Below are 26,527 nucleotides of genomic sequence, written 5' to 3' on the forward strand. Positions count from 1 at the left end.
CCCATGCCCATCCTTCAGATCGACCACCTGCAGAAAGCCTATGGCGACACCCATATCCTGCACGACATCAACATCAGCATCGACGAGGGCGACTTCCTGGTCCTCGTCGGCCCCTCGGGCTGCGGGAAATCCACGCTGCTGAACTGCATCGCCGGGCTGGAGCCGATCACCGGCGGCGACATCGAGATCGCCGGGCGCAACGTGACGGGCGTCAGCCCCAAGGACCGCGACATCGCGATGGTGTTCCAGTCCTATGCGCTTTACCCCACCATGACGGTCGCCAAGAACATCACCTTCGGCATGAAGGTGCGCGGCGTCGACAAGGCCACGCAGGCCAGCAAACTGGCCGAGGTCTCGCGCCAGCTGCAGATCGAGCCGCTGCTGCACCGCAAGCCGGGCCAGCTGTCGGGCGGCCAGCGCCAGCGCGTCGCCATGGGCCGGGCACTGGTCCGCGACCCCAAGCTGTTCCTGTTCGATGAACCCCTGTCGAACCTGGACGCGAAGCTGCGCGTCAGCATGCGGACCGAGATCAAGAAGCTGCATCAGGACCTGAACGCCAGCATCGTCTATGTCACCCATGACCAGATCGAGGCGATGACGCTGGCCACCAAGATCGTCGTGATGAAGGGCGGCGTGATCCAGCAGATCGGCACGCCGGCCGAGATCTACAACCGCCCCGCCAACATGTTCGTGGCCGATTTCATGGGCAGCCCGGCGATGAACCTGATCCCCGCCCGCGTCCGGTCCGAAGGCGGCCAGACCCGAATCGAGATCGAACGCGACGGGGCCGAGCCTCTGGTCATCACCGACCCGGTGGCCCGCGACCTGCCCGCGCAGATCGTGCTGGGCGTGCGCCCCGAGGACATCCACGAGGCCACCGGCAACGCCCACCTGCCCGGCACCGCGCAAGGCGCGGGCGGCGACGTGATGATCGAGATCGTCGAGCCCGCCGGCGCCGACACCTTCGCCGTCACCCATCTGGGCGGCAAGGCGGTCACCGCGCGCCTGCGCGCCGAAAGCGCGGTCCGGCCCCGGGCGATGTTCCCTCTGGCCTTCGACCTCTCGAAAGTGTCCTACTTCTCGCCTACAGACGGGGAACGGCTGAACTGAAGGGATGACAGGATGGCGATGCTTCTGGGCGACGTGGGCGGAACCAATGCGCGGCTGGCGATCGCGCGCAACGGGACCATCGACGCCGGCACCGTCACCCGCTTCCGGGGCGACGACTTCGCCAGCTTCGACGATGTGGTGCGCCAGTTCATGGCCGAACAGCACCAGCCCCATGTCTCGTCCATGTGCATCGCCGTGGCGGGCCCGGTCAGCGGCGGCCAAGCGCGGCTGACCAACCGCGACTGGTCCTTCGACGAGGACAACCTGGCGCGGCTGACCGATGCCGACCAGGTGCGGCTGATCAACGACCTGTCCGCCTTGGGCTATTCCACGCCCGCGCTGACCGGCGAGCATCTGGCCATCCTGCGCGCCGCGCCCGACGACCGGTCGCGCAACGGGCAGGCGCTGGTCGTGGGTCTGGGCACCGGCTTCAACGTCTGCGCGGTCCGCGTCCTGCCCGGCGGCGCGATCACCGTCCTCGAGGCGGAAGAGGGCCACACCCACCTGCCCGCCAACATCATGGCCCGCCTGATCGACCGCGTGGGCCCGGATGCCGCGCAGGGCTTCTTCTCGACCGAGGAGACCTTCGCCGGGCGCGGGCTGTCGCGCCTGCATGCGGCCCTGACCGGCACCGCGACGGTGCGCAGCGAACAGATCGCGCAGGCGGCCGAGGCGGGCGATCCGCAGGCCGTGGCGACCTATGACCTGTTCGCCGAGCTGGTGGGCCTCTTGTGCCGCGAACTGGCCTTGCGCTTCATGCCGCTGGAGGGGCTGTTCCTGGCGGGCAGCGTGGGGCGCAGCATCGCCGACCGGATGCCCCTCTTCGAACGGGCCTTCCTGGCCGAGGCGCATATGCGCCATATCCCCGAAAACACGCCGGTTTTCCTGATCCGTGACGACATGGCCGCCCTGCACGGATGCCTGGCCGCCCTGACCTGACGATCCCGCGATCATACAAAGGTTAACGCCGAAACGCCCCCCAAGGCCAAAGTCTGCTGGATTCAGCGGGTCGATCCTGCTTCTATTGGCGCAAGCAAGAAAAACGGGGCAGGCGCGATGCGGGCATATTTCAAGGCAATTCTGGTTGCCGGGGTGGCGCTCGGCGGCGCGGGCGTCGGCACGGCGCTGGCGCAAAGCTCGTCTCCCTTCTCGGGCCTCTTCGGCGGCGGCAGCGAGGCCGAGGGGCCGGTGGCGCTGGACGTTCGTGTCTCGGGCGACGAGGGAGGAGAGGACGGGGCCCTGACCCGGCGCATCCGCCAGTCCCTGCTGATCACCGGCGCGCTGGACGAGGATCGCACCACCGGACAGGACATCCTGGCCGCCGCGCGGGGCGACTATGCCCGCGTCCTGGGCCTGCTGTATGACGAGGGGTTCTACGACGCCGCCATCAGCATCACGCTGGACGGGGTCGAGGCCGCCGAGGTGGCGCCTCTGGACGCGCCGCCGCAGGTGGCCCGCGTGATGGTCGCAGTCGATCCCGGCAGGGCCTTCCGCTTTTCCCGCGCGGCCATCGCGCCCGTCGCCCCCGAAAGCGAGATCCCGACCGAGTACGTGCAGGGCGAGATCGCCGGCACCGGCCTGATGCGCCGCGCGGCGCTGGCGGGCGTCGACGGCTGGCGCAACTACGGACATGCCAAGGCCGATGTGGGCGACCAGCAGATCGTGGCCGATCACGATGCCGCCCAGGTGGACAGCCAGATCGCCCTGGCCCCCGGCCCCGCCGTCACCTTCGGCCGCATGGCGGTCAGCGGCAACCAGCGCCTGAACGAGCGCCGCCTGCGCAAGATCGCGGGCTATCCCGAGGGCACCCGCTTCGACCCCGAGGAACTGGAGACCGTGCGCACGCGCCTGCGCCGCACCGGCATCTTTTCGGCCATCACCCTGCAGGAGGCCGACGACCTGGGCCCCGGCAACACGCTGGACATGGACCTGACCGTGGTCGAGCAGGCCCCCCGCCGCATCGGCGCAGGGTTCGAGGTTTCGACCATCGACGGGGCGCTGGTCTCGGCCTACTGGATGCACCGCAACCTGCTGGGCGGGGGCGAACGGCTGCGCATCGACGGCCGGGTCAAGGACATCGGATCGGAAACCAGCGACCGCGACGACGAGCTGACCATCCGCCTGGACCGTCCCGCCACGATCACCGCCGACACCACCGCCTTCATCGAGGCCGAGGTCGCCCAGATGCGCGAGGAGGATTACGACGAGGATACCGTCACGCTCGGCTTCGGCGCCAACCACATCTTCAGCGACCGCCTGACCGCCAATGCCGCGCTGGAATACCAGTACTCGCGCGTCTTCGACGCCAACGGCCGCACCGACTTCAAGGTGCTGGCCCTGCCCATGGACGTGATCTGGGACCGCCGCGACGACCAGAACAACGCGAAGAGCGGCTTCTACCTGTCCGGCGAGGCGACGCCCTTCTCGGGCTTCGACGGCACCAGCTCGGGCTTTCGGGCCCTGGGCGAGGGCCGCGCCTACCGGTCGTTCGGGGCGGATGACCGCTTCACCCTGGCGGGCCGGGCGCGGGCCGGGTCGGTCTTCGGCACCGATATCGAGACGACGCCGCGCAACTACCTGTTCTTCTCGGGCGGCGGCGGCACGGTGCGGGGCCATCCCTACCAGTCGCTCGGGGTCGAGGAGATCGCCGGTCCCGGCGGCGTGCCGATCAAGACCGGCGGCCTCTCGGTGGCCAGCGCCACCGCCGAGGTCCGCTTCCAGGTCCGCGAGAACATCGGGCTGGTGGCCTTTGCCGATTACGGTCAGGTCTGGACCGAGGGCAGCTTCGGCGGCGACAGTGACGACCATGCGGGCGCGGGCCTGGGCCTGCGCTATGACACGCCGATCGGGCCGCTGCGCTTCGACGTCGCGGGGCCGGTCAGCGGCGATACCGGCAGCGGCGTGCAACTTTACCTCGGATTGGGGCAGGCATTCTGATGCGCAAGTTCTGGATCATCCTCGTCGCCCTGCTGTTCCCGCTGGCCGTGCTGGCCCAGGGCCTGGCCGATCTGGCAGCCGAGGCCGACGACGACCGCGGCTTCCTGACCGGGCTTCTGGAACGCAACCTGTCGGGTGCCGGGCGCCAGGTGGTGATCGAGGGCTTCGAGGGCGCGCTGTCCTCGCGCGCGACCTTCACCGAGATGCGCATCTCGGATGACGAGGGCGCGTGGCTGACCCTGCGCGACGGGGCGATCCAGTGGAACCGCTCGGCCCTGCTGCGCCGCCGGGTCGAGATCGCCGAACTGTCCGCCGCCGAGATCATCCTGCCCCGCCTGCCGCAGGGCGAGGAGACCGGCGTCCAGGCCGAGGCGCCGGTCTTCGCGCTGCCCGAACTGCCCGTGTCCCTGAACATCGACCAGATCACGATCGAGCGCGTCGAGCTGGGCCAGCCGGTGATCGGCGTCGAGGCGGCGCTGCGCATCGCGGGCGGCTTCAGCCTGGAGGGCGGCGAGGGCGAGGCCCAGCTGACCATCGACCGGCTGGACGGACCGCGCGGCCAGTTCGTGCTGGACGCGGGCTACAGCAACGAGACGCAGGTGCTGCGCCTTAACCTGGGCCTGGACGAGGCCGCCGACGGCCTGCTGGTCAACCTGGTGGGCGTCCATGACCGCCCCGCCGTCACCGCCCAGATCAGCGGCGAGGGGCAGATCCGCGACTTTGCCGCCGACATCCGGCTGGCGACCGACGGCCAGCCCCGGATCACCGGGCAGGTCAGCGCCTCGGGCCGGGCCGGCGAGGATGGCACGCCGGGCACCGGCTTCCGGTTCCAGCTGGGCGGCGACGTGGCCACGCTGCTGCGCCCCGAGGATCGCGCCTTCTTCGGCCGCGACACGCAGCTGCTGGCCGAGGGCTGGCGTGCCGAGACCGGGCGGCTGGAGATCCCCGTGCTGGACATCCGGACCGAGGCGCTGCGCATCGCCGGGTCGCTGTCGACCAACGATCTGTCCGCCCCGCAGCGCGCCGAGCTGCAGATGACGCTCGGCCGCGATGCCGGGGCCACGCAGGTGCCGGTCCCGCTGCCCTTCGCGGGGCCCGAAACGACGGTCGAGACCGGCCGCCTGTCGCTGGACTATGACGCGGCGCAAGGCGACGGCTGGCGGCTGGACGGCCGCGTGGGCGCGCTGAACCTAGACGGCGTCGCCTTGGGCGCGCTGGACCTGGCGGGGCGCGGGCAGGTGTTCCTGGACGATGGCGCCCTGTCCGAGGTGATCGGCGCGATCGATTTCGACGTCCGCGACCTGGCTTTCGACGATGCCGACCTGGCGCAGGCCGTGGGCACGGGGATCGAGGGGCGGACCGGCTTCAACTTCACCCCCGGCAATGCCCTGGACATCACCAACCTGCGGGTGTCGGGGTCGGATTACGGGCTGGACGGCAACTTCCTGGTCTCGGGCCTCAGCAGCGGCATCACCCTGTCGGTGGATGCCGGCGCGCGCTACACCGACCTGGCGCGGCTGTCGGGGCTGGCGGGCCGTCCGCTGACCGGGGCCGCCGATGCCTCGGTCGAGGGCTACTACATCCTTCTGAACGACGGCTTCGACATCGACGCCCGCATCACCGGGCGCGACATCACGCTGGACCAGCCGCAGCTGGACCCGCTGCTGGGCGGGGCCTCGGACATCCTGCTGCAGGCGCGGCGCGACGAGCTGGGGTTGGAGATCGAGGATTTCCGCATCGACGCCAACCGCCTGACCGCCACCGCGCAGGGTCTGGTCAGCAGCACCGACAGCACCCTGCAGGCGCGCATCTCGATGCCGTCGCTGGCCGATGCCGGCCCCGATTTCGGCGGCGCGCTGGAGGCCGAGGCGGCACTGACCGGCCCGCAGGATGCCCGGCGCGTCACCGTCTTGGGCCAGACGCAGGACCTGCGCATCGGCATCGAGGCGCTGGACAACGCGCTGAGCGGCCAGACGCAGCTGGCGCTTTCTGCTCAGCAGTCGCCCGAGGGCTTCGAGCTGCAGGATTTCAGCCTGACCAACCCGCAGCTGAGCGCCGAGGCCCAAGGCAGCTTTGCCCAAGGGGCGCTGGATGCGGTGGCAGAGGTGGCGGTCGCGGACCTGTCCTCGATCCGCGCGGACTGGTCGGGCGGGTTCGAGGCCCGCGCGACCCTGACCGAAGAGGAGGGCGCGCGGCTGATCGACGTCACCGGCAGCGGGCAGGACCTGTCGCTTGGCCAGTCGGCGGCCGATGGCGCGCTGACCGGGACCACAAGGCTGGCCTTCCAGGCCTCGGAACGCGACGGGGTCATCACCATCTCGGACGGCCGGCTGACCAACGACCAGATGCAGGCCGTCGTGCAGGGCGTGTATGGCGAGGGCGTCACGGACCTGACCGGCGACGTGGACGTGGCCTCGCTGGCGCCCTTTGGGCCCGGCTGGCGCGGCAGCCTGCAGGCGCAGGGCAGTTTCCGCGAGGCGGGCGACGGCGTGCGGCAGCTCGAGCTGACCGGGACCGGGCGCGACCTGTCCTTCGGGCAGGCGCAGGTCGATGGCGCGCTGGCCGGAGAGACGCGGCTGGCGGTCACCGGCACCGAACAGGACGGCATCTTCACCATCCGGACGGCGCAGGTGGAAAACCCCCGCCTGACCGCCAGCGCCACCGGCCAGGTCGGCGCGGGCGCGACCGATGTCGCGATCGACCTGAACGCGGGCGATCTGCGGTTCCTGGGCAACGGCATCAGCGGCGCCGTCACGGCCGAGGCCCGGCTGACCGATGACGGCACCACCCGCCGGATCGAGACGACGGGGCAGGCCAGCGGCCTGTCGGTGGGCCAGCCGCAGGTCGATCCGATCCTGGCGGGACAGACCAGCTTCGACCTGGCGGCCAGCCAGGGGGCCGAGGGGATCTCGGTCCAGCGGCTGAACGTCACCAATCCGCAGTTGCAGGTGACGGCGGACGGGGCACCCGCCTCGGGCATCAACCTGCAGGCGCGGCTGGCCGATCTGGGGCTGATCGTGCCCGAATTCCCTGGTGCTGTCGCCGTGACCGGCACGGTCCGGGAAGAGGGGCCGAACTTTGCGCTGGACCTGCGGGCCACCGCCCCGGGCAGCACCGCTCTGGCGATCACCGGCACGGCGGCGCGGGACGGGTCGACCACCGATCTGGCGATCACCGGCAGCGCCGATTCGGCGCTGGCCAACACCACCCTGCGCACGCGCTCGGTCTCGGGGCCGCTGGCGATCGACCTGCGGCTGCAGGGCGCGCCGTCGCTGCAGGCCCTGTCGGGCCAGGTGCGGCTGCAGAACGGCCAGCTGGCCGATCCAGGCCTGGGCCTGCGGCTGGAGGGCATTGACGTGACTGCCGGTTTTCAGGGCGGGCAATTGCAGATCGACGGGGCGGCCAATGTCTCGGCCGGGGGGCGCGTGACGCTGAACGGGCCGGTGGACCTGACCAATGGCGGCGTCGACATCGCGGTGGTGCTGGCCGAGGTCGTGCTGCGCGACCCCAACCTCTACGAGACCAGCGTGACGGGCAATGTGCGCTTCAGCGGCTCTCCCGCGACGGGACAGCTGATCGCGGGCCAGATCGCCTTGGGCGAGACCGAGATCCGCATCCCCTCGACCGGCCTCGGTGGCGCGCGGGCCATTCCCGACATCACCCATGTGGGCAGCCAGCGCCCGCCGGTCCGGGCCACGCGGGCGCGGGCGGGGCTTGAGGGTTATCCCAGCCAGGCGGCGCAGGATGCGGGCCTGTCGGGTCCGCCCGCCACGCCGCCGGCCAACCCGCCGCGGCTGGATCTGGTCATCAACGCGCCAAGCCGGGTCTTCATCCGGGGCCGGGGGATCGACGCCGAACTGGGCGGCGGCTTCCGCATCACCGGCACGCCGCGCAATGTCGTGCCGATCGGCAATCTGGAGCTGATCCGCGGCCGGGTCGATCTGCTGGGCAACCGCTTCGTGCTGACCGAGGGGCTGGTCGAATTGCAGGGCAGCCTGATCCCGGTCATCGGCCTGGTGGCCGAGACCGAACGGGACAGCATCACCACCCGCATCATCATCGACGGCGAGGTGCGCGACCCCGAGATCACCTTCGAATCCTCGCCCGAACTGCCGCAGGAGGAGGTGCTGTCCCAACTGCTGTTCGGTCGCGGTCTGGACAGCATCAGCCCGCTGCAGGCGGCGCAGCTGGCCAATGCCATCGCGGTCCTGGCGGGTCGCGGCGGGGACGGGATCATCGGCAACCTGCGCGAAAGTGCGGGCCTGGACGATCTGGACCTGACCACAGACGACGAGGGCAATATCGAGCTGCGCGCCGGGCGCTACCTGTCCGAGAACGTCTATACCGACCTTTCGGTGGGCGAGGGCGGCCGCACCTCGATCAACCTCAACCTGGACATCACACGATCCCTGCGGGCGCGGGGCTCGGTCGGCAGCGACGGCGGCAGCTCGCTCGGGCTGTTCTTCGAACGCGACTACTGAGGACGGCGCCCGTGCCCCGCCCCCGGGGCGCGGGCGTCAGTCCGAGGAGCGCGTCTGGGGCAGGCAGCGCAGGGTGGGCATCGCCTCGTCCGAGGTGAGGGATTGCCCCGACCCGGTCCAGAACCGCAGCATGCGCCGTCCGCCCGACAGGTCGGTCACGGTCCATCCCAGGGCCTGCCCCTGCGGTCCCGTCATCGCGCCGCTGGACGGCGCATGCGCGGGCAGGCCATCGCCCAGGGTCAGGGCACCGCGCAGGGTGGCAAGGCCCGGGCTGGCGGCGGTCATCGCCTCCCATCCCGCGATCGCGTCCGACAGGCCGCCCGGCGGTGGACCCCAGAGGCTGCGATAGGCCTGGTTGCTCAGGACCAGCTGCCCCGTGGTCGCGAAGACCGCCAGCGCATCGTCCAGCCCGTCCAGCACCTGTGCGCTCAGCAGCAGCTCGGCGCGGAACCTGCGGGTGACGGAAATCTCGGTCGTGATGTTCTCGAACAGGAAGGCCACGGCGCCGTCGGGATGGGGGCGGCCCGTGACGCGGTAGGTCTGGCCGCCGGGCAGGGACCAGGTTTCGACATGGTGGCCGGTGGCGGCGGCGCTTTCCAGATTGGCCATGTGCTGGCGCCAGCTGCGATAGTCCTTGGGCTCCGGCACCATGCGCTGCTCGCGCAGCTGGTCGAGGAAGTCGACCAGCGAGGGGCGCGCGGTCAGAAAGCCGGTGGGCAGGTTGGTCAGGTCGATCAGCGCCGGGTTGAACAGCTGCAGCTTGCGCCCCTGGTCGAAGATCGCCAGTCCGATGGGAAGGTCGGCGAAGGTCTTGGTCAGGGTCTGCACGAATTCGCGCAGGCTGCGTTCGGCCCGCACGGCGGCATCGGCGGGCAGGGCGAACATCATCAGATGCTCGCCCATCCGGTGGCTGTGGCAATCGTACCACGAGGCGATGCCGCGATCCTCGACCGCGGCCCGGCGTGCGACGGGCTCGGTGCCGGGCAGCGGGCGGGGCACGTCCAGCAGACGCGGCAGCGGCCAGCCGATGGCGCCGTCGCCCTGCGCCTCGGCCCGGCGCAGATAGGCGCCGTTGGCCCAGGTCACGCGGTCGTCGGGATCCAGGCGCCAGACCAGCATGGGCGTCTGGTCCAGCGCCCCGCGCAGCAGGTGAAGTTCTTCCTCCATCGCCTGCAGGGACATCGAATCGACCACGATCCCGGCATGGTCGGCGCCGGGATCGGTGACGGTCAGCCGCCAGATCCCGTCGCCCAGATCCTCGGCCAGCAGGCGCAGCGTCGCGCTGCCCTGTCCCTCATGGCCCAGGATCTCGACCCGGGCGCGGCTGGACAGCTGGGCCAGACGGTCGGGCGCATCGGGAAAGCGGGGTCCGATCCAGCGCATCAGGCGCGTCCAGTCATCCTCGGGCCCGCCGATCCGGTCCAGAAGCGCGCGGGCCGGGGGCGTCGCGTCGATCAGGCCGGTGCCGCGGAACAGGAAGACGATCGGTTCGACCTGCCCCTCGAGCGCCCGCGCCGCATTGCGGGAGGCGCCGATCCGGATCCCGGCGCGGTCCCACAGCCGGATCGCGGCCACGGCCAGCAGCACCGAAAGGGTCCCGCACAGGACCGCCGTCACAATCAAAGCCGCACCCTGAATGTCCACTGACGCCCCGCTCCGACTCGGCCGTTCGGGCAAGCATAGACAATACAGGATTAAAAAGGCGTTAAGATCCTCATGGCTCGAAATTCGGATTGTGGGCCAGCGCGATGCGATCCTCGGCCCGGATGCGGTCCAGCGGCCAGCGCACGGACACCACCGCCCCCGGCCCGCCATTGGCGAAGGTCAGCCGCGCGCCCGAGCGTTCCAGCAGCGTCTTGGCGATGAAGAGGCCCAGCCCCATCCCCTCATAGCTGCCGCGCTGCGCCTCGGCCCGGCGGGTCAGGTAGGGATCGCCGATCCGCGACAGCAGCTGCACCGGATAGCCCGGCCCGTCGTCGCGCACGGTCACGACCAGCGCGCCCTGGGTCACCTGCGTCTCGATCACCACGCGGCTTTCAGCGAAATCGACGGCGTTCTGGATCAGGTTGCGCAGCGCATGGATGATGGCGGGATCGCGGCGCACGATGGGGCCCTCGGCATGGATCTCGACCAGGGGGCCGCGATCGGCATGGGGCTGGGCGGCATCCTCCAGCACGGCGCGCAGGGGGGCCGCGCGCATGTGCAGGTCGTCCTTGCCCGCCCGACCCATGCTGCGCAGGATCGCGGCGCAGCGGTCGGCGGCGACGCGCAGCGCGATGGCATCGGCATGCAGGTCGGGATCATCCCTCAGCTCGTCCGCCAGTTCTCCGGCGATCAGCTTAATAGTGGCCAGGGGCGTGCCCATCTCGTGCGCCGCCGCCGCCACCACGCCGCCCAGATGCTGCAGGCGCTGCTCGCGCGACAGCGCCATCTGCGTGGCGAAGAGCGCGCCCGAGGTGTCCGACAGTTCCGCCGTGACCCGGTGCGCATAGCCCGCGAAGAAGACCACGCCGATGACCAGCGCGACCCAGTGGCCAACCGCCAGGATCGGCTCCATCCGCAGGATCTCACCCCCGGGCTCGCGCAGCGGCACGCCGAAGACCGCCGCGACCGAGATCAGCGCCACCGTCGCCAGCCCCAAGGCCAGCACCTGCCGGGCGTTCAGCGAGGCGGCGGCGATGGTCACCGGTGCCAGCACCAGCAGCGCGAAGGGATTGGCCATCCCCCCGGTCAGCGCCATCAGGGTCGAGATCTGCACCAGATCGAAGCTGAGCTGCCCCACGGCCCGGCCCGCCGAGGTCCGCTTGGGCGGGCGCAGGAACAGCCACAGGTTCATGGTGATCGAGGCCGCGATCAGCAGGATGATCGGCGTCTTGGGAAATCCGATGCCCATGGACCAGGCGACCACCACCGCCGCCATCTGCCCACCGATGGCGAACCAGCGCAGGTGCACCAGCGTGCGCATCCGGATCGGCTCGGCCTTGGGCGTCTCGATCGGGGTCAGGTCGGACAAGACCTCGGATGTGATCATCGGGGGCCCCTGATGCGACATTGCCTGATCTTGATACCCGGGCGTCGATGGGCGATCAATGCGGGCATTTGACACGCGAAGGAGGTCTGCCATGGGCGACCGCAAGATCCTGCTGATCGGCTCGGCCGCAGCCATCGGCCTTCTGGCGGGCGGGGCGCTGTTCCTGACCCAGCAAGGCGGCGCCGGAACCGGCTGCAGCGCCAGCACCGTGGCGGGGGGGATGGATGCCTTCGGCACCGAATTCACCCTGACGCGGCAGGACGGGCAGCGCGTGACCTCGGCCGAGGTCTTCGACCGCCCCTCGCTGCTCTATTTCGGCTACACGTTCTGCCCCGATGTCTGCCCGCTGGACAGCGCCCGCAATGCCGAGGCCGCGGCCCTTCTGGACGAGGACGGGATGGAGGTGCAGACCGTCTTCGTCACCGTGGATCCGCGCCGCGACACGCCCGAGGTTCTGGCCGATTATACCAGCCTGTTTTCTGACGACATGATCGGGCTGACCGGAAGCGACGAGGAAATCGCCGCCGTGAACAAGGGCTGGCGCAATTACTTCAAGGCGAATGACGCCGAGGATCAGGAATATTATCTGGTCGACCACATGACGAATACCTATCTGGTCATGCCTGGGACGGAGACCGTCGAATTCTTTTCGCGCGATACTCCGCCCGAGGTGATGGCCGAGACCGTTGCCTGCCATATCGGGGCGACCAGCTGAAGGCAGTTTGTCGCACGGGGTTTGATATTCCCGGACGGGCAGCCCATTTAAATCGCAGATTTCCTGACCCAAAGGGCCTGAAATGGATGACATGAACACACAGATCGGCTCTGACGCGTCCCTGCTGCTGGTCGATGACGACGAGATCTTCCTGACCCGGTTGGCCCGGGCCATGGACAAGCGCGGGTTTCAAAGCGAAACTGCGCTGTCCGTGGCCGCCGCCATGCGGCTGATCGAGCGTCGTGCGCCCGCCTATGCAGTGGTGGACCTGCGGCTGGAGGACGGGAACGGTCTGGATGTGGTCGAGGCGCTGCGCGACAAGCGCGCCGATGCCCGGATCATCGTGCTGACGGGCTATGGCGCCATCGCGACGGCGGTGGCTGCGGTGAAGATGGGCGCCACCGACTATCTGGCGAAACCGGCCGATGCCAATGACGTGACGTCGGCACTGCTGTCCAGCGGCGAATTCCTGCCGCCGCCGCCGGAAAACCCCATGTCGGCGGATCGCGTCCGGTGGGAACATATTCAACGTGTTTATGAACAGTGCGAAAGAAATGTCAGCGAAACCGCGCGCCGATTGCATATGCATCGCCGCACGCTTCAGCGCATTCTTGCAAAGCGCGGTCCAAGATAATCGAAAGACGTTCTTGAAGAGTTAATATTTTCCGGTTATCTCGGACGGCATAGATAATTCTCGGAAAAGAAAAACAGCATCATGAGCATCGATTTCGACACCATGTCCCTCAAGGAAATGCGCGATCTGCGGGTCAAACTGGACCGCGCGATCAATTCCTACGAGGATCGGAAACGCCGCGAGGCGATGTCCGCCGTCGAGGAAGCCGCGCGCGAGCATGGCTTCAATCTGGCTGAACTGACCGGGACGAAGACGAAGCGTGCGGGTTCGGTGGCACCGAAATACGCCAACCCGACCGATCCGACGATGACCTGGACGGGCCGGGGCCGCAAACCCAAATGGGTCCAGGAAAGCCTGGATGGCGGCAAGGAACTGGACGATCTGCTGATCTGATCCGTTTTGCAGAACTAGGAAAAGGGGGCCGCAGGGTCCCCTTTTTCATGCCTGCCTGTCAGGTCCGCGCGTCGATCAGCGTCATCAGCGCCCCGAACCTTTCCAGATAGGCGCTCCGGCTGTCCGAGGGGGGGCGCAAGGCGATGGACAGCCCCTCCATGACCGCGGCATCCGGAATGGGGAACAGGCGCCGCGCCTCGGCCTCGCCGAAGCCCGCGATGGAGACAGCCTCCAGCCGGGCCGAGATGCGGTCGGCAGCCTTGATGCGCTTCTTGATGGCCAAGGGCAGGGTGGCCGGCAGGCCGAAGCGGCGGTGGATGGCCGAGGCCAGCCGTTCGTCCATCGCGCCGTATTCCCGCCCCAAGGCCGCCTTGACAGGAGAGATCATGTCCCCGATCACGTATTCGGGCGCGTCATGCAGCAGCGCGGCCAGGCGCCAGCAGGGATCGCCGCCCGGTTCCTGCCGGTCGAAGATCTCCTCGACCAGCAGGGAATGCTCGGCCACCGAATAGGGCCAGTCGCCCCGCGTCTGCCCGTTCCAGCGCGCCACGAAGGCCAGGCCGTGGGCGATGTCCTCGATCTCGATGTCGAGGGGCGTGGGATCCAGCAGGTCCAGCCTGCGGCCCGACAGCATCCGCTGCCAGGCCCGCCGGGGCGGGGGCGCCATGGGGCCTAGGACAGCTTCTGGTCGGCCGGGATCTGGGTCTGCGCGGCCTGCTGGGCGCGGCGTGCCAGTTCCTGGCGGTACAGAGCCACGAAATCGACCGGATCCATGTTGAAGGCCGGAAAGCCGCCGTCCCGCGTCAGGTCCGAGATGATGCGCCGGACATAGGGAAACAGCATGCGCGGGCATTCGATCATCAGGTAGGGGTGCAGCTGGTCGGTGGCCACGCCCTCGATCTGGAAGACCCCGCCATAATCCAGCTCGGCCAGGAACAGCGTCGCGCCGTCGGCCTTGTTGGTCGAGGTGACGCGGAACTTGGTGATCACCTCGAACTGCGTCTCCGAGCCCCGCTTGCGCGCGTCCAGGCTGACCTGGACGGTGATCTCGGGCTGGACCTCGCCCTGAGGGGCGCCCTTCTGGGCCACCGCGTTCTCGAACGACAGGTCGCGGATGAACTGGGCCAGGATCTGCATCCGGGGCTGCGCCACGGCTTGCGTCTGTGCCGGAGCGGCCTGCGGCTGTGCGGCGCCGTTCTGCGGGGTATCTTCGGCCATGGGTGTACCTTTTCGATGCGAATTCGGCCCTGCTTGTATCAGCCCGGCCGCCTGCCCTCAATGGCGGGTCCAGCCCGAACCGCGCGTTCCCGGCCCGCCGGACGGGCGGGGCGGCTGCAGGTCGTCGATCTCGGGCGGCAGATCGACGGGCGGGCGGGACGGACGCGGCTCGTCGTCGGCCACGACATAGTCGCCGTCGATCACGCCATCGCTATAGGGCGGGCGGTGCGAATCGCGGCCCATGGTCGCAGATGCCATGCCCATCCGGCTGACGGTGATCCGCCGCCCGACCTGCCGCATGACCGCCGCGCGGACCTGCGGGATCAGCAGCAGGACCCCCACCGTGTCGGTGAAGAAGCCCGGGGTCAGCAGCAGCATCCCGGCGACCAGAATCATCACGCCATGCGCCAGAGGCCCGGTGGGATCGCGCATTTCCTGGAAGCTGCGCTGGATCTCGCGCCAGGCATGGGCCCCCTGGCTGCGCATCAGAAGCGTACCCGCGACGGCGGTCAGGACGACGATGGCCAGCGTCGGCCACAGCCCGATCAGGCCGCCCACCTGGATGAACAACGCGATCTCGATGATCGGGACCACAAGAAACAGTGCGAACAGCCGCATCGGAATTCCCCTTCTGCCTGCGCGGAAACTGGACTTGCGCCAAGGCACTCCCTACATAATGCACAGACCGCCCGATACCAACGACCCGTTTGACCCAGAGGTTGCCTGCATGTCCAACCCGCTTCTCCAGCTGATCGTCCTTGCCGGGATCGCGATCTTCCTGATCCTGCGACTGCGCAACGTGCTGGGGACGCGCGACGGCTTCGAGCCGCCGCAGGTCGACCAGCCGGCCGCGCGTCCGACCCGCTTCGAGGTGATCGAAGGCAGCGCCGACGAGATCGACCACGACATCCTGGACCATGCCGAGGCGGGATCGCCCTCGGCCGAGGCCCTGGCCGCGATGAAGCGCGCCGAGCCGTCCTTCGGACTGCGCGACTTCCTCAGCGGCTCGCGCCAGGCCTACGAGATGATCCTGATGGCCTTCGAGCGGGGCGACCTCTCCGAGGTGCGGCCCTTCCTGTCAGATCCCGTGGCCGAGGCCTTCCAGTCGGTCATCGACCAGCGCGTCGCCAAGGGCCAGACCGTGCAGGCCCAGTATCTGGGCACCCGCGACACCAGCCTTGCCCTGGCCGAGTTCGACCCGGCGACCGGCGTGGCCGAGATCTCGGTCCGCTTCGTGGGCGAGCTGATTGCCGCGACCCGCGACGCAGACGGCACCGTCGTCGAGGGCGATCCCAAGGTCTCGCGCAAGCAGAAGGACATGTGGACCTTCGCCCGCCCGATGGGTCAGGACGACCCGAACTGGCAGCTTGTCGCGACTGGCTGATGCGCCGTCGCAAGGGCCTGTCGCCCGAGGACCGCGATCTGTGGTCGCGGGTGGCCCGGACCACCGTTCCGCTTGACCCCAAGCGCAAGGGCCAGGCCGCCGACCTTCCCCAGCTGAGCGACCTGCCGCCGGCCCGCCCGGCGGCATCCTTGTCCGTATCGCCGGCCTCTGCTGCCGCGGCCTCGGCGGCGATGCCCCGGTTCCGCATCGGCCAGGCCGCAGGCACCCCCCCGACCCAGATCGCCCGCCCCTCGACGCCGGCCGAGCGCTTGGAACAGGCCGGCCTGCGCATGGATGCCAAGACCCACCGCAAGATGAGCCAGGGCCGCATGATGCCCGAGGCACGGCTGGACTTGCACGGGCTGACCCTCTCGGCGGCCCAGCCCGAGCTGATGCATTTCATCCTGTCCTGCCAGGCCTCGGGGCTGCGGCTGGTGCTGGTCATCACCGGCAAGGGCCGGGGCGACCACGGGCCGCTGCCCACTCGGCCCGGCGCGCTGCGCCATCAGGTGCCCTACTGGCTGCACAGCCCGCCCCTGTCGGCGGCCGTCCAGCAGGTGACGGCCGCGCATTACCGCCATGGCGGCGAGGGCGCCTATTACGTCTATCTGCGCCGCTTCAAATGACAACGCGCGCCCCAAGGGACGCGCGTGTCAGCATCGGTGATGGCGGGGTCAGCGCTGCAGGTTGGCCTTGGGTCCGGCGAAATACCAGATGATCAGGCCCACGACCGGCAGGATGACGATCAGCAGGATCCAGAGGATCTTCGACTTGGTGCTGACATTGGTGTTGATGATCGAGGCGATCGCCCAGACATCCAGTGCAAAGATGATGACGCTGAAAAGCCAACCCATGTGATCCGTCCCCTGTCCTGTTCAGCCTGCCAACACATCGACCCGGCCCGCGGTTCCGCGATCACAGGACATAGCGCGACAGGTCGGTCGATCGCGACAGATCGCCCAGATGCTGCTCGACGAAACCCGCATCCACGCTGACCGACTGCCCGCTGCGGTCGGGGGCGGTAAAGGACAGCTCCTCGAAGACCCGCTCGATCACCGTGTACAGCCGCCGCGCGCCGATATTCTCGACCGAGGCATTCACCTCGGCCGCGATCCGCGCCAAGGCGGCGATGCCGTCGGGGGTGAACTCGACACTCACCCCTTCGGTCGCCATCAGCGCGCTGTACTGGCGCGTCAGGGCGTTGTCCGTCTCGGTCAGGATGCGGATGAAATCCTCCTCGGTCAGGGCGCGCAGCTCGACCCGGATGGGCAGGCGGCCCTGCAGCTCGGGCAGCAGATCGCTCGGCTTCGCGACATGGAAGGCGCCCGATGCGATGAACAGGATGTGATCGGTCCGCACCGCGCCGTACTTGGTGCTGACGGTGGTGCCCTCGATCAGCGGCAGCAGGTCGCGCTGCACCCCCTCGCGGCTGACATCGCCGCCGCGCGCGTCCGAGCGCGCGCAGACCTTGTCGATCTCGTCGATGAAGACGATGCCGTTCTCCTGCACCGCCTCCAGCGCCGCCGCCTTGACCGCGTCGTCGTCCAGAAGCTTGTCGGCCTCTTCCGCGATCAGCAGTTCGTAGCTTTCCGACACCGTGATCTTGCGCCGCACGCGCCGCCCGCCGAAGGCCTTCATCAGCCCTGACAGGTCCATCATTCCGCCAAGCGGCTGGCCCGGCTGCCCCGGCATCTCCATCCCGCCGAGCGGGTTCGAGGTGTCCTGCATCTCCAGCTCGATGACCGTGTCATCCAGCTCGCCGCGCTTCAGCTTGTCGCGGAACATCTGGCGGGTGCCGTCGCGGGCATCCTTGCCGGCCAGCGCCTCGACGACGCGCTCCTCGGCGGCCTTGTGAGCGCGCGCCTTGACCGCCTCGCGCATGCGCTCGCGGGTGTCGATCACCGAGGCATCGACCAGATCGCGGATGATCTGCTCGACATCGCGCCCGACATAGCCCACCTCGGTGAACTTGGTCGCCTCGACCTTGATGAAGGGCGCGTTGGCCAGCTTGGCCAGACGACGGCTGATCTCGGTCTTGCCGACGCCGGTGGGGCCGATCATCAGGATGTTCTTGGGATAGACCTCGTCGCGCAGGTCGTCGCCCAGCTGCTTGCGGCGCCAGCGGTTGCGCATCGCCACGGCCACGGCCCGCTTGGCGTCGTTCTGCCCGATGATGAACCGGTCCAGCTCGGACACGATCTCGCGGGGGGTCAGATCACTCATCGCTTGTCTCCCGATAAGGGCCCGGCGCATCGCACCGCCCGCCCTTTCTTCTTCACTCAAATATCCTCGGGGGGTCCGGGGGGCGAAGCGCCCCCGGCCTGCCTAGCCGATCGTCTCGACCGTCAGCCGCCCGTTGGTGTAGACGCAGATGTCGGCCGCGATCGCCATGGCCTTGCGGGCGATCGCCTCGGCGTCCAGGTCGCTTTCCAGCAGACCGCGCGCCGCCGCCAGGGCGAAGTTGCCGCCCGAGCCGATGGCCGCCACGTCATGCTCCGGCTCCAGCACGTCGCCCGCGCCGGTGACGACCAGCAGGTCGACCCCGTCGGTCACGATCAGCATCGCTTCCAGATTGCGCAGGTACTTGTCCATGCGCCAATCCTTGGCCAGATCCACGCAGGCGCGCTGCAGCTGGCCGGGCGCGGCCTCCAGCTTCTTCTCCAGCCGCTCCAGCAGGGTGAAGGCGTCGGCGGTCGAGCCGGCAAAGCCCACCACCACGTCGCGTCCGCCGGGGGTCAGGCGGCGCACCTTGCGGGCGCTGCCCTTCATCACCGTCTGGCCGACGCTGACCTGCCCGTCGCCCGCGACGACCACCTTGCCGTCCCGGCGCACCGCCAGGATCGTCGTGCCGTGCCAGCCGGGAAATCTGTCCTCTGCCATGGGCCTGCTCCGTTCATCATTCGTTGTCCATGGGCAGATATGGGTGCCGGGCAGGCCATGCAACCCATTGAAACCGGCCCCGTCCCGCCCTAGCGTCGCCGCATGAGCGCCGATCTGCTGCTGACCGTCTATCTGCATCCGCCGATCCTGCACACTGCGCGGGCGGGCAAGCTGGGCTTTCTCAATCGCATCCGGGCGCTTCTGGCGCCGCGCGGATGGCGGATCGAGGTGCGGCCCTCGGGCACCGGGCCCCGGGCCGAGGCGCCCGGGCGCGCGGGCTATGCGTTGTTCAACATGGAACGCCCGACGCATGACCGGGCGCTGACCTTCCGCCTGGCCTATCACTTCCCCTACTGGCGGCTGGAACGCGAGGCCGAGCGCTGGCGCTGGCCCATCGCCCTGACCCGGTTCGAGCCGTCGCGGATCGAGGCCCAGCCCGCGCAGGACTTCGTCCGCCGCCTGCGCCACCGCGTGCTGCCGGGCCCGGCGCCCGAGCGGGGCGATCACATCCTGATCCCGCTGCAGGGCCATATCCGCCGCCAGCGCAGCTTCCAGTCGGCCAGCCCCCTGCAGATGATCCGCGACGCCGCCGCGACCGGCCGGCCCTGCATCGTCACCCTGCACCTCAAGGAGGTCTATGATGACGAGGATCGGGCCGCGCTCGACTGGCTGGCCCGCGCCCATGGCAACGTGACCATCGGCGGCGACACGACCGCCCGGCTGCGCGACTGCGCCTTCGTGGTGACGCAAAACAGCGCGGTGGGCTTCGACGGGCTGATCCTGGGCAAGCCGGTCGTCCTCTATGCGCAAAGCGACTATCACCACGTCGCGCTGAACGCGGGGCGCCTCGGCGCCGACAAGGCGCTGGCCCGCGCCCCCGATCACGCCCCTCCGACCGAGAAGTACCTCGACTGGTTCCTGCGCCGCACCAGCCTGGACATGATGGCGCCCGATGCCGACGACCGGTTGCTGGCAGCCATGAAAAAAGGCGGCTGGCCCGTCTGAGGGGCCGCCGCCTTTCACGTCGCGCGCAGGAGGATCAGACCGATTCGTCGATCCAGCTTTTCAGCGCCGCCTTGGGGGCCGCGCCCATGCGGTTCGACACGACCTCGCCGCCCTTGAACATGAACAGCGCGGGGATGCCGCGCACGCCCAAGGCCGCCGCTTGCTCGGGGTTCTCGTCCACGTTGATCTTCACGATCTTGATGCGGCCGGCATATTCGTCCGACAGCTCTTCCAGAGCCGGGCCGATCTGCTTGCAGGGGCCGCACCATTCGGCCCAGAAATCGACGATCACGGGGGTGTCGGCCTGACGCACTTCGGCGTCGAAATCGGTGTCGTTCACATGCACGGTGGCCATGGTCAGCTCCTGTCAGGGGGGGCCGGACGGGACCGGCAGGGATGGGTTCCCTCAACAGCTATGAACCAAGGCGCCCGGGGTCAAGAGGCAGGGGCCTCGACACCCAGCCTGGCCATGACCGGGTCCAGCACCGCATCGGGCAGGTCCATCAGGCTGCGGCTGGCCGTCCACAGCACCGCCATGCGCAGGGGCCGACCCGGCCAGATGCCCCGCAGGGCGGCGCGATAGGCGGCCATCTGGCGCAGGATTCCCTCGGGCACCGCCTCGGGCGTGGCGGGGACATCGGCATTCGTCTTGTAATCGACTGCCGTGATCAGGTCGGGCGTCACGACCAGCCGGTCGATCACCCCGTTCAGCAAGCCCAAGCCCGGCAGGGGTGCCGTCAGCGCGACCTCGGACAGGATCTGCGCCTCCGGGCCGGGCTGCAGGACCTGCGACAGCGCGGGGGCGGACAGGATTTCGCCCGCCTCGGCCAGCAGCAGGGCCATGTCGGCCCCGTCCGGCAGCCCGCCCTCGGCCCCCGACAGGATCGCCCCCGCGATGCGGGGCCAGTCGGGGGCGGGATGGGCGGGCAGATGCTCTAGCAGCAGGTGCAGGCGGGTGCCGCGCAGCATCGCGGCCTCGCGGTCGCCGTCCGAGGTCGCGGCCAGCACCTTGGCCCCGCCCAGCCCGCTGGCGGTGACGGGAGCCACGAAATCGGGCGCCGGCGGCGCCATGCGCAGCGCCCAGTCCGGAGGATTGCGCCGCGGCGGCAGGGCCGTGGCGACGGAGGGCGCCTGTTCGGGCCAGTCGCCCCAGGACAGGCGCAGGCCCGTCCCGATTCCCTCGACGGTCAGGTCGGATCGGTCCAGCCCGGCGCGGCCCGCGCCCTCGGCCACCATCGCGTGCCAGCTGTCCAGCCCCTCGCCCGTCTCGCCCGCCGCCGCCACGATCAGCCAGCTTTCCGCCCGGGTCATCGCCACATAGAGCAGGCGCCGCCGTTCCTCGCCCTGACGCCGGTCCCAATCGGCCACGGCCAGCGCGACGGAATCGCAGCGATCCGCCGCCGCGCCGCGCCAGACGGGCAAGCGGTCCAGCCGCACCAGCGGCTGGCGGCTGGCGGCGCGGCGGGTCTGCGTCTCGGGCAGGATGACGATCGGGCTTTCCAGACCCTTGGAACCATGCACGGTCATCACCCGGATCAGCCCGCCCGCGCCGCCGGGCAGCTGGCGCTTGACCTCGACCTCGTCGCTGGCCAGCCAGACCAGGAAGCCGGTCAGCGAGGGGGTTTCGACCTGCTCATAGGCCAGGGCCTGCGACATCAGCTCGTCGATGCCGTCCACAGCCTCGGGGCCAAGCCGCGCCAGCAGGGCGGCCCGGCCGCCATGCCGGGTCAGCAGGCGGGCGATCAGGTCATGGGGACGCAGGTAGTCGGCGTTCTTGGCGAGGTCGTTGAAAACCGCCTGAATTTCGCTGTGCTGGGACTCGCGCAGACGAATCCAGAGATACTCGCCCTTCTTTCGCCCCTGCGCCAGGTGGTAGAGGTCATCCTCGGACAGCCCGAACAGGGGCGAGCGCAGGCTGGCGGCCAGCGCCAGGTCGTCCTCGGGGGTGGCCAGCACCGACAGGGTGGCGGTGATGTCGCGCACCGCCAGCTCGCCCGCCAGCCGCAGCCGGTCGGCGCCCGCCACCGGCAGGCCCGCCGATTTCAGCTCCGCGATCAGCGCGGCGAACAGGTCGGCCCGGCGCTGCACCAGGATCTGGATGTCGCCCGCGCCGATGGGCCGGGCCGCCCCCGTCTTCGCGTCCAGGATCGGCGTGCCGATCATCGCGCCGATCTGCGCCGCGATATGGCGGGCCAGCTGCGTCTCGGCGTCGTTCTCTGATGGCGCGTCGACGGGGCGGGTCCAGTCTTCGGGGTCGGTCTTGTCGGGCTTGGGCAGGGCGGGCCACAGGTCCACGCGCCCGGGCAGGGCGTCACGGAAGGCCAGATGGCGCGGCGGATCGCCCAGACCCGCCGCCGCCTCGCCCTGGAACACCGCATCGACCAGCCGCAGGATCGCCGGAGAGGACCGGAAGCTGTGCGCCAGCCCGCGCCGCTGCATCGGCTGTTGCACGGCCTGGAAGTCCCGGTCGAAGAGGTCGCGCATCGCCTCGAAGACGGCGATGTCGGCGCCTTGGAAGGAATAGATCGACTGCTTGGGATCGCCCACCACGAACAGCGTGCGGGGCCGGTCATGGGTGCCCGCGCCGCTGGTGAACTCGTCGGTCAGGCGGCGGATCACGCGCCATTGTTCCGGGCTGGTGTCCTGCGCCTCGTCCACCAGGATGTGGTCGATGCCGCCGTCCAGCCGCCACAGCACCCATTGCGCCATGCTGGATTCCTCCAGCAGCTGCGCGGTGCGGCGGATCAGGTCGTCGAAATCCAGCCAGCCATGCGCGGCCTTGGCGGCGTTCATGCGGGTGGCGAAGGCATGGCCGAAGCGGTGCAGGGCCAGCGACTTTTCCGCCGCCGTCAGTGCCAAGGCCTGCGGGCGGGCCAGCTCGACCCGCTCCATCAGGTCGTTCAGATCGTCCATGAAGGGCGCGCAGGCGCCAATCGCCAGATCCTTGGTGGGAATCTTTCCGGTCTTGGCGCCGAAGGGCACCTTGGCGCTGCCGCCGAACAGCAGGCAACCGAACAGGCGCGCCAGATCGGCCATGCCGGGATCGCGCCAGCGGACCTGCGCCAGCGCCTCGGCCAGCTTGGCGTCGGTGACCTTGCCCGTCCGCAGGGCGGGGATCAGCGCGTCGGCCAGATCGCCCTCGGCGCCCAGGAAGACCTGCGCCAGCAGGCTGTCCGCCGTCAGCCCGGGCGGCACGTCCAGCGCCGCCCACAGCGCGTCCGGATCGGGCGCGGTCTCGAAATCGGCCAGCGACAGGCTGGCCAGGAAGCGGTCCAGATCGTCGCCCGAATGCAGCCGCGTCAGGTCGGCGATGGCCGGGTGGTCCCCTTCGGCCATCTCCTCGATGATCTCGCCTCGCAGGGCGCGGGCGCTGCGGTCGTCCAGTTCCGCAAAGCCCATCGGCACCCCCGCCTCCAGCGGAAAGCGCCGCAGCAGGGCCGCGCAGAAGCTGTGGATGGTCTGCACCTTCAGCCCGCCCGGAGTCTCGATGGCACGCGCGAACAGGCGCCGCGCGGCGGGCAAGTCGGGCGCGGCCTCCTGTCCCTCGCCCAACTGCGCCAGTTCGGCGCGCAGGTCGGGCTCGGGCAGCATCGCCCACCGGCCAAGCCGGGCCAGCAGGCGGTTCTGCATCTCGGTCGCGGCGGCCTTGGTATAGGTCAGGCACAGGATGCGCTCGGGCGGGGTGCCCGCCAGCAGCAGCCGCGCCACGCGGTCGGTCAGCACCCGCGTCTTGCCCGATCCCGCATTGGCCGTCAGCCAGGTGGACCGCAGCGGATCGGCCGCCGCGATCTGGTTCAGCGTCGCCTCATCCATGATCGCCCACCTTCTGCGGCCGGGCCTGATCGGTCAGCGCCCATTCCCCGAACCGCGCCAGATGGTCGTAATCCCCGGCATAGGAGGTCCGCTGAGGCGCCCGCATGGCGGTGAAGCCCGCATCCCCGGTCAGATAGGCCTCGATCAGGCGCACGAAGCCGTCCCAAGTCTCGCCCTCGATCTGGTCGGAATGCTCGCGGTCATGGGTCCTGCCCTCGCCGCCCAGCTGGATGTAGCGCAAGCCTGCCACGTCCACGGGGCCGAGCGCGTCGAAGCCGCCGCGCCGGGCCATCGCGGCCTCCAGCATCAGCTGCTTGTCGAAATGGCGGATCATCGCATCGGTGGGCGGCGTGCCGGACTTGTAGTCATAGACGACGACCCGCCCCTCGGTCAGCAGGTCGATCCGGTCGGGCTTGGCGGTCAGGGTGAAATCCATCCCCGACAGCGCGACCCGGCCCCTCTTTTCCACGACCATCGGCATGCCCTCGGCCAGGCGGGCCAGCTCGTCGGCGACGATCCGGTCGGCAATGGCCGCGATCCGCGCCGACCAGAAGGCGCGGGCGGCGGGCCAGGGCACGTCGGCCTGCAGCACCTCTGCGGTCAGCGACAGGAAGGTCGCGCGCAGCGCCTCGGGCGGGGTTTCGGGGGTGGGGCGGCTGTTCAGCAGAGCCTCGACGATGGCATGCAGGGTCTGGCCGCGCAGGGCCGCATCGGGCTGGGGCCGCAGGGGCGGCAGCGGGCGCAAGCCCAGCACCCGCTTGGCATAGACCGCATAGGGATCGCGGATCAGCAGCGAGACATCGGTGACCGGCAGCTCCCGGAAGGGCGGCCCCGGCGGCACCGGAGAGGGGCGCGGCGCGGGGGCCACGGGCGCGGGCGGGCGGGCCACCGCCTCGGCCATGGCCAGCCATTCGGCGCCGCGCGCCCGCATCGCGGCCAGGGCCTGGGGGCCGTTCCGGTCGGGCAGGCCGCCCATCAGGTTCAGCATCCGGTTCAGCCAGCGCGAGGGGATGGTCTCGGCCTCGGCATCGCGGCGGGCGCGGGTCAGGAACACCCGGTCGGCGGCGATGCCCTGCTGGAAGTCATGCGCGGCCAGCCCGATCTGGCGTTCGGGCAGGGGCAGGCCCGCCTGCGCCCGCATCTGGCGCGACAGCCAGGGGTCGGGTGACAAGGGCTGGGGCCAGCCCCCCTCATTCAGCCCCGACAGGATCACCGTGCCATGGGCGTAAAGCCGCGCCTCGCGCGGGCCGCGGATGCGCAGGCAGTGATGGCCCGCCACATCCTCGCGCAGGGCCTTGGCCTGCAGTTCGGTGACCAGAAGCGCGCTGAAGTCGGTGGGGCCGATTTCGGGGCCCAGGGGCGCGTGTTCGGCCAGATAGGCCAGCACGGCCTGCGCCATCTGGCCCGCCTTGTCCTGCCACAGGCGCGAGGCATCGACCGTGCCGCCCGGTCCGGCGGCCAAGGCCTCGGCCAGCGACATCATGTCGGCCAGACGGTCGGGCAGGGGGCGGGGCGCGCGGTCGCGGGCCAGGGGCGTGATGCGGTCCAGCATCCCGGCCAGCCAGCCCGCCCAGATCTTGCGCGTCTCGTCGCCCTTCGTCGCCCAATCGGCCAGGGTGGCGGCATCGGGGAAGGCCGGGCCGCGGCGGCGCAGCTGCAGTTCCAGCTCGCGCGTCTCGCGCAGCATCTGGTTGCGGCCGATCGCCTCGGAGCCGGTGGCCGTCAGCGGATGCTTGAGCAGGATCAGCAGCCGGTCGATGGTCAGCGGCTGCCCGAACAGCGCCGCGACCTGGCGCAGGAACAGGCCCGGCGCGGTCAGCGGCAGGGGCCGCCCGGCGCTGTCGTCGGGGCGGATGTGCCAGCGGTCCAGCGCGGCGGTGACGCGGCGGATCAGCCCGCTGTCGGCCGCGATCAGGGTGATCAGCGTGCCGCGTTCGGCGGCGTCGCGCATGACCAGCGCGATGGCCTCGGCCTCCTGCCCCGGCTGGTCGGCCTCGATCAGGGTCAGATCCTTGGTCGCGGGGATCAGGTCGGGCAGGTCGGGCCCCTCGGCGATCCACTGGTCGGTGACCGGGGCGGGACGCAGCGCCAGCGAGATCAGGCGGTTGCGATCCTCGGAAAGCGGGCGTTCCTCGGTCCAGCGGCCGGGATAGCCGGCGGCGGCGATCAGCGGCGCAAAGCGGGCCTGCGGATGGTCGTCGGCCTGCGCCAGCCCCTCCCACACCTCGGGGGGCTGGTCGAAATCGAAGCCGGGCAGCACCACCGCGCCGTTGGGCAGTGCCGCCACCGCCTGCATGTAGAGCCGCGTCGCCCCGTGCGAGCCGGTCGAGCCCGCCACGATCACCGGCCCCTCGGGCAGGTTCAGACCCTGCGGCCAGTCGGCCTGTGCGGCCTCGGCCGCGGCGCGCTGGCGGGCGGGGCGGTCCAGCGCGGGGTTGCCCAGGTGGAAATCCGCCGCGATCCGCAGGAAGGCCAGGGCGTTCTGCCAGTGGCGCGCGTGATCGCCGGTGTCGATCGCCTCCAGCGCGGTGATGTCGCGCCCTTCGGTCTGCATCTCTACCATCAGCTGCGACAGCGATTGCGCCAGTACGGGGATGGAATGGCCGGCGCCCAGATCGGGGCGCAGCCGCATCATCTGCGCGATCAGCCGGGCCAGCTGCAGGCGGCGCGCCAGCGGCGCCTCGGGCGGGTCGGGCATGACCAGCGGTCCGGGATCGACCCCGGTGATGGATCGGATCTGCGGCAGCAGCAGAGGTCCGGCTTTGTCAAAGGCCCGGAATAGGGCGCCGCGCGTGGGCGCGGCATTGGTCAGCACGGTGACGCGGGCCAGCGCCTCGGGCGGCTGGTCGCGCATCCGCGCCAGCAGGCCCTGCACGAAGCCCTCGGCGAAATCGACGCCGGGGGGCAGGGCATAAAGGCCGCGCAT

At 70.0% G+C, this 26,527-nt stretch carries 21 protein-coding genes; 10 read left to right on the forward strand and 11 right to left on the reverse strand.

Annotation, left to right across the window (positions count from 1 at the left end; all coding sequences use genetic code 11):
- The first annotated feature begins 3 nt into the window (after positions 1-3).
- From E4191_RS15105 to E4191_RS15120, 4 genes are all read left to right on the forward strand, one after another.
- Positions 4-1,110 carry an ABC transporter ATP-binding protein gene (locus E4191_RS15105; RefSeq protein ID WP_135314130.1) on the forward strand — a complete coding sequence of 369 codons (1,107 nt, stop codon included), beginning with the start codon at positions 4-6 and terminating at the stop codon, positions 1,108-1,110.
- 12 nt (positions 1,111-1,122) lie between these two features.
- Entirely contained in the window at positions 1,123-2,049 is a 927-nt protein-coding gene (locus E4191_RS15110; protein WP_135314131.1) for a glucokinase, read from the forward strand.
- Between the two features lie 117 nt (positions 2,050-2,166).
- Positions 2,167-4,047: an autotransporter assembly complex protein TamA gene (locus E4191_RS15115; protein WP_135314132.1), complete on the forward strand. Its 1,881-nt coding sequence runs from the start codon at positions 2,167-2,169 to the stop codon at positions 4,045-4,047.
- Positions 4,047-8,528 (forward strand): translocation/assembly module TamB domain-containing protein, encoded by a 4,482-nt coding sequence (locus E4191_RS15120; protein ID WP_135314133.1) that lies wholly within the window; start codon positions 4,047-4,049, stop codon positions 8,526-8,528. The genes E4191_RS15115 and E4191_RS15120 overlap by 1 nt, the downstream gene beginning before the upstream one ends.
- Before the next feature lie 36 nt (positions 8,529-8,564).
- On the opposite strand, the gene E4191_RS15125 is transcribed toward E4191_RS15120, so the two are convergent.
- The gene (locus E4191_RS15125; protein ID WP_228461742.1) at positions 8,565-10,145 is read right to left on the reverse strand and encodes a PAS-domain containing protein; all 1,581 of its coding nucleotides are present in this window, start codon (positions 10,143-10,145) and stop codon (positions 8,565-8,567) included.
- Positions 10,146-10,242: 97 nt separating this feature from the next.
- Positions 10,243-11,559 carry an ActS/PrrB/RegB family redox-sensitive histidine kinase gene (locus tag E4191_RS15130; RefSeq protein WP_135314135.1) on the reverse strand — a complete coding sequence of 439 codons (1,317 nt, stop codon included), beginning with the start codon at positions 11,557-11,559 and terminating at the stop codon, positions 10,243-10,245.
- A gap of 91 nt (positions 11,560-11,650) precedes the next feature.
- Here E4191_RS15130 and E4191_RS15135 point away from each other — a divergent pair, with 91 nt between their 5' ends.
- The 3 genes from E4191_RS15135 to E4191_RS15145 all read left to right on the forward strand — a co-directional run bounded on the left by E4191_RS15135 (position 11,651) and on the right by E4191_RS15145 (position 13,301).
- Positions 11,651-12,274 carry an SCO family protein gene (locus E4191_RS15135; protein WP_135314136.1) on the forward strand — a complete coding sequence of 208 codons (624 nt, stop codon included), beginning with the start codon at positions 11,651-11,653 and terminating at the stop codon, positions 12,272-12,274.
- A gap of 82 nt (positions 12,275-12,356) precedes the next feature.
- Complete coding sequence (locus E4191_RS15140) at positions 12,357-12,908, forward strand: ActR/PrrA/RegA family redox response regulator transcription factor (RefSeq protein ID WP_135314137.1); 552 nt, start codon at positions 12,357-12,359, stop codon at positions 12,906-12,908.
- Positions 12,909-12,989: 81 nt separating this feature from the next.
- Positions 12,990-13,301 (forward strand): H-NS histone family protein, encoded by a 312-nt coding sequence (locus E4191_RS15145; RefSeq protein WP_135314138.1) that lies wholly within the window; start codon positions 12,990-12,992, stop codon positions 13,299-13,301.
- Between the two features lie 58 nt (positions 13,302-13,359).
- Here the strand turns inward: E4191_RS15145 and E4191_RS15150 are convergent, their stop codons facing one another.
- The 3 genes from E4191_RS15150 to E4191_RS15160 are packed head-to-tail and all read right to left on the reverse strand — an operon-like array spanning position 13,360 to position 15,137.
- The gene (locus E4191_RS15150) at positions 13,360-13,968 is read right to left on the reverse strand and encodes an HD domain-containing protein (protein WP_135314139.1); all 609 of its coding nucleotides are present in this window, start codon (positions 13,966-13,968) and stop codon (positions 13,360-13,362) included.
- A gap of 5 nt (positions 13,969-13,973) precedes the next feature.
- Complete coding sequence (gene secB, locus E4191_RS15155) at positions 13,974-14,519, reverse strand: protein-export chaperone SecB (protein ID WP_135314140.1); 546 nt, start codon at positions 14,517-14,519, stop codon at positions 13,974-13,976.
- Positions 14,520-14,576: 57 nt separating this feature from the next.
- Positions 14,577-15,137, reverse strand: a complete 561-nt coding sequence (locus E4191_RS15160) for an FxsA family protein (protein ID WP_135314141.1) — start codon at positions 15,135-15,137, stop codon at positions 14,577-14,579.
- 109 nt (positions 15,138-15,246) lie between these two features.
- On the opposite strand from E4191_RS15160, the gene E4191_RS15165 reads away from it, so the two are divergent.
- Positions 15,247-15,903: a Tim44/TimA family putative adaptor protein gene (locus E4191_RS15165; RefSeq protein ID WP_135314142.1), complete on the forward strand. Its 657-nt coding sequence runs from the start codon at positions 15,247-15,249 to the stop codon at positions 15,901-15,903.
- Positions 15,903-16,529 carry a Smr/MutS family protein gene (locus E4191_RS15170; protein ID WP_135314143.1) on the forward strand — a complete coding sequence of 209 codons (627 nt, stop codon included), beginning with the start codon at positions 15,903-15,905 and terminating at the stop codon, positions 16,527-16,529. The genes E4191_RS15165 and E4191_RS15170 overlap by 1 nt, the downstream gene beginning before the upstream one ends.
- 48 nt (positions 16,530-16,577) lie before the next feature.
- On the opposite strand, the gene E4191_RS15175 is transcribed toward E4191_RS15170, so the two are convergent.
- The 3 genes from E4191_RS15175 to hslV all read right to left on the reverse strand — a co-directional run bounded on the left by E4191_RS15175 (position 16,578) and on the right by hslV (position 18,783).
- Entirely contained in the window at positions 16,578-16,757 is a 180-nt protein-coding gene (locus E4191_RS15175; RefSeq protein ID WP_135314144.1) for a PLDc N-terminal domain-containing protein, read from the reverse strand.
- Between the two features lie 61 nt (positions 16,758-16,818).
- Complete coding sequence (gene hslU / locus E4191_RS15180) at positions 16,819-18,126, reverse strand: ATP-dependent protease ATPase subunit HslU (RefSeq protein ID WP_135314145.1); 1,308 nt, start codon at positions 18,124-18,126, stop codon at positions 16,819-16,821.
- A gap of 102 nt (positions 18,127-18,228) precedes the next feature.
- The gene (gene hslV / locus E4191_RS15185; protein ID WP_135314146.1) at positions 18,229-18,783 is read right to left on the reverse strand and encodes an ATP-dependent protease subunit HslV; all 555 of its coding nucleotides are present in this window, start codon (positions 18,781-18,783) and stop codon (positions 18,229-18,231) included.
- 102 nt (positions 18,784-18,885) lie between these two features.
- On the opposite strand from hslV, the gene E4191_RS15190 reads away from it, so the two are divergent.
- Positions 18,886-19,788, forward strand: a complete 903-nt coding sequence (locus E4191_RS15190; RefSeq protein WP_135314147.1) for a hypothetical protein — start codon at positions 18,886-18,888, stop codon at positions 19,786-19,788.
- A gap of 34 nt (positions 19,789-19,822) precedes the next feature.
- On the opposite strand, the gene trxA is transcribed toward E4191_RS15190, so the two are convergent.
- From trxA to addB, 3 genes are all read right to left on the reverse strand, one after another.
- The gene (gene trxA / locus E4191_RS15195) at positions 19,823-20,143 is read right to left on the reverse strand and encodes a thioredoxin (RefSeq protein WP_135314148.1); all 321 of its coding nucleotides are present in this window, start codon (positions 20,141-20,143) and stop codon (positions 19,823-19,825) included.
- A gap of 80 nt (positions 20,144-20,223) precedes the next feature.
- A complete protein-coding gene (addA, locus tag E4191_RS15200) occupies positions 20,224-23,601 on the reverse strand; it encodes a double-strand break repair helicase AddA (RefSeq protein ID WP_135314149.1) in 3,378 nt (1,125 codons plus the stop codon).
- On the reverse strand, positions 23,594-26,527 hold the full coding sequence (gene addB, locus E4191_RS15205; RefSeq protein ID WP_135314517.1) for a double-strand break repair protein AddB: 2,934 nt from the start codon (positions 26,525-26,527) through the stop codon (positions 23,594-23,596). Before addB ends, addA begins: the two co-directional genes overlap by 8 nt.

Origin of the sequence: Paracoccus liaowanqingii (assembly GCF_004683865.2) — a bacterium.
In the GTDB taxonomy this organism is placed as follows: Bacteria; Pseudomonadota; Alphaproteobacteria; order Rhodobacterales; family Rhodobacteraceae; genus Paracoccus; species Paracoccus liaowanqingii.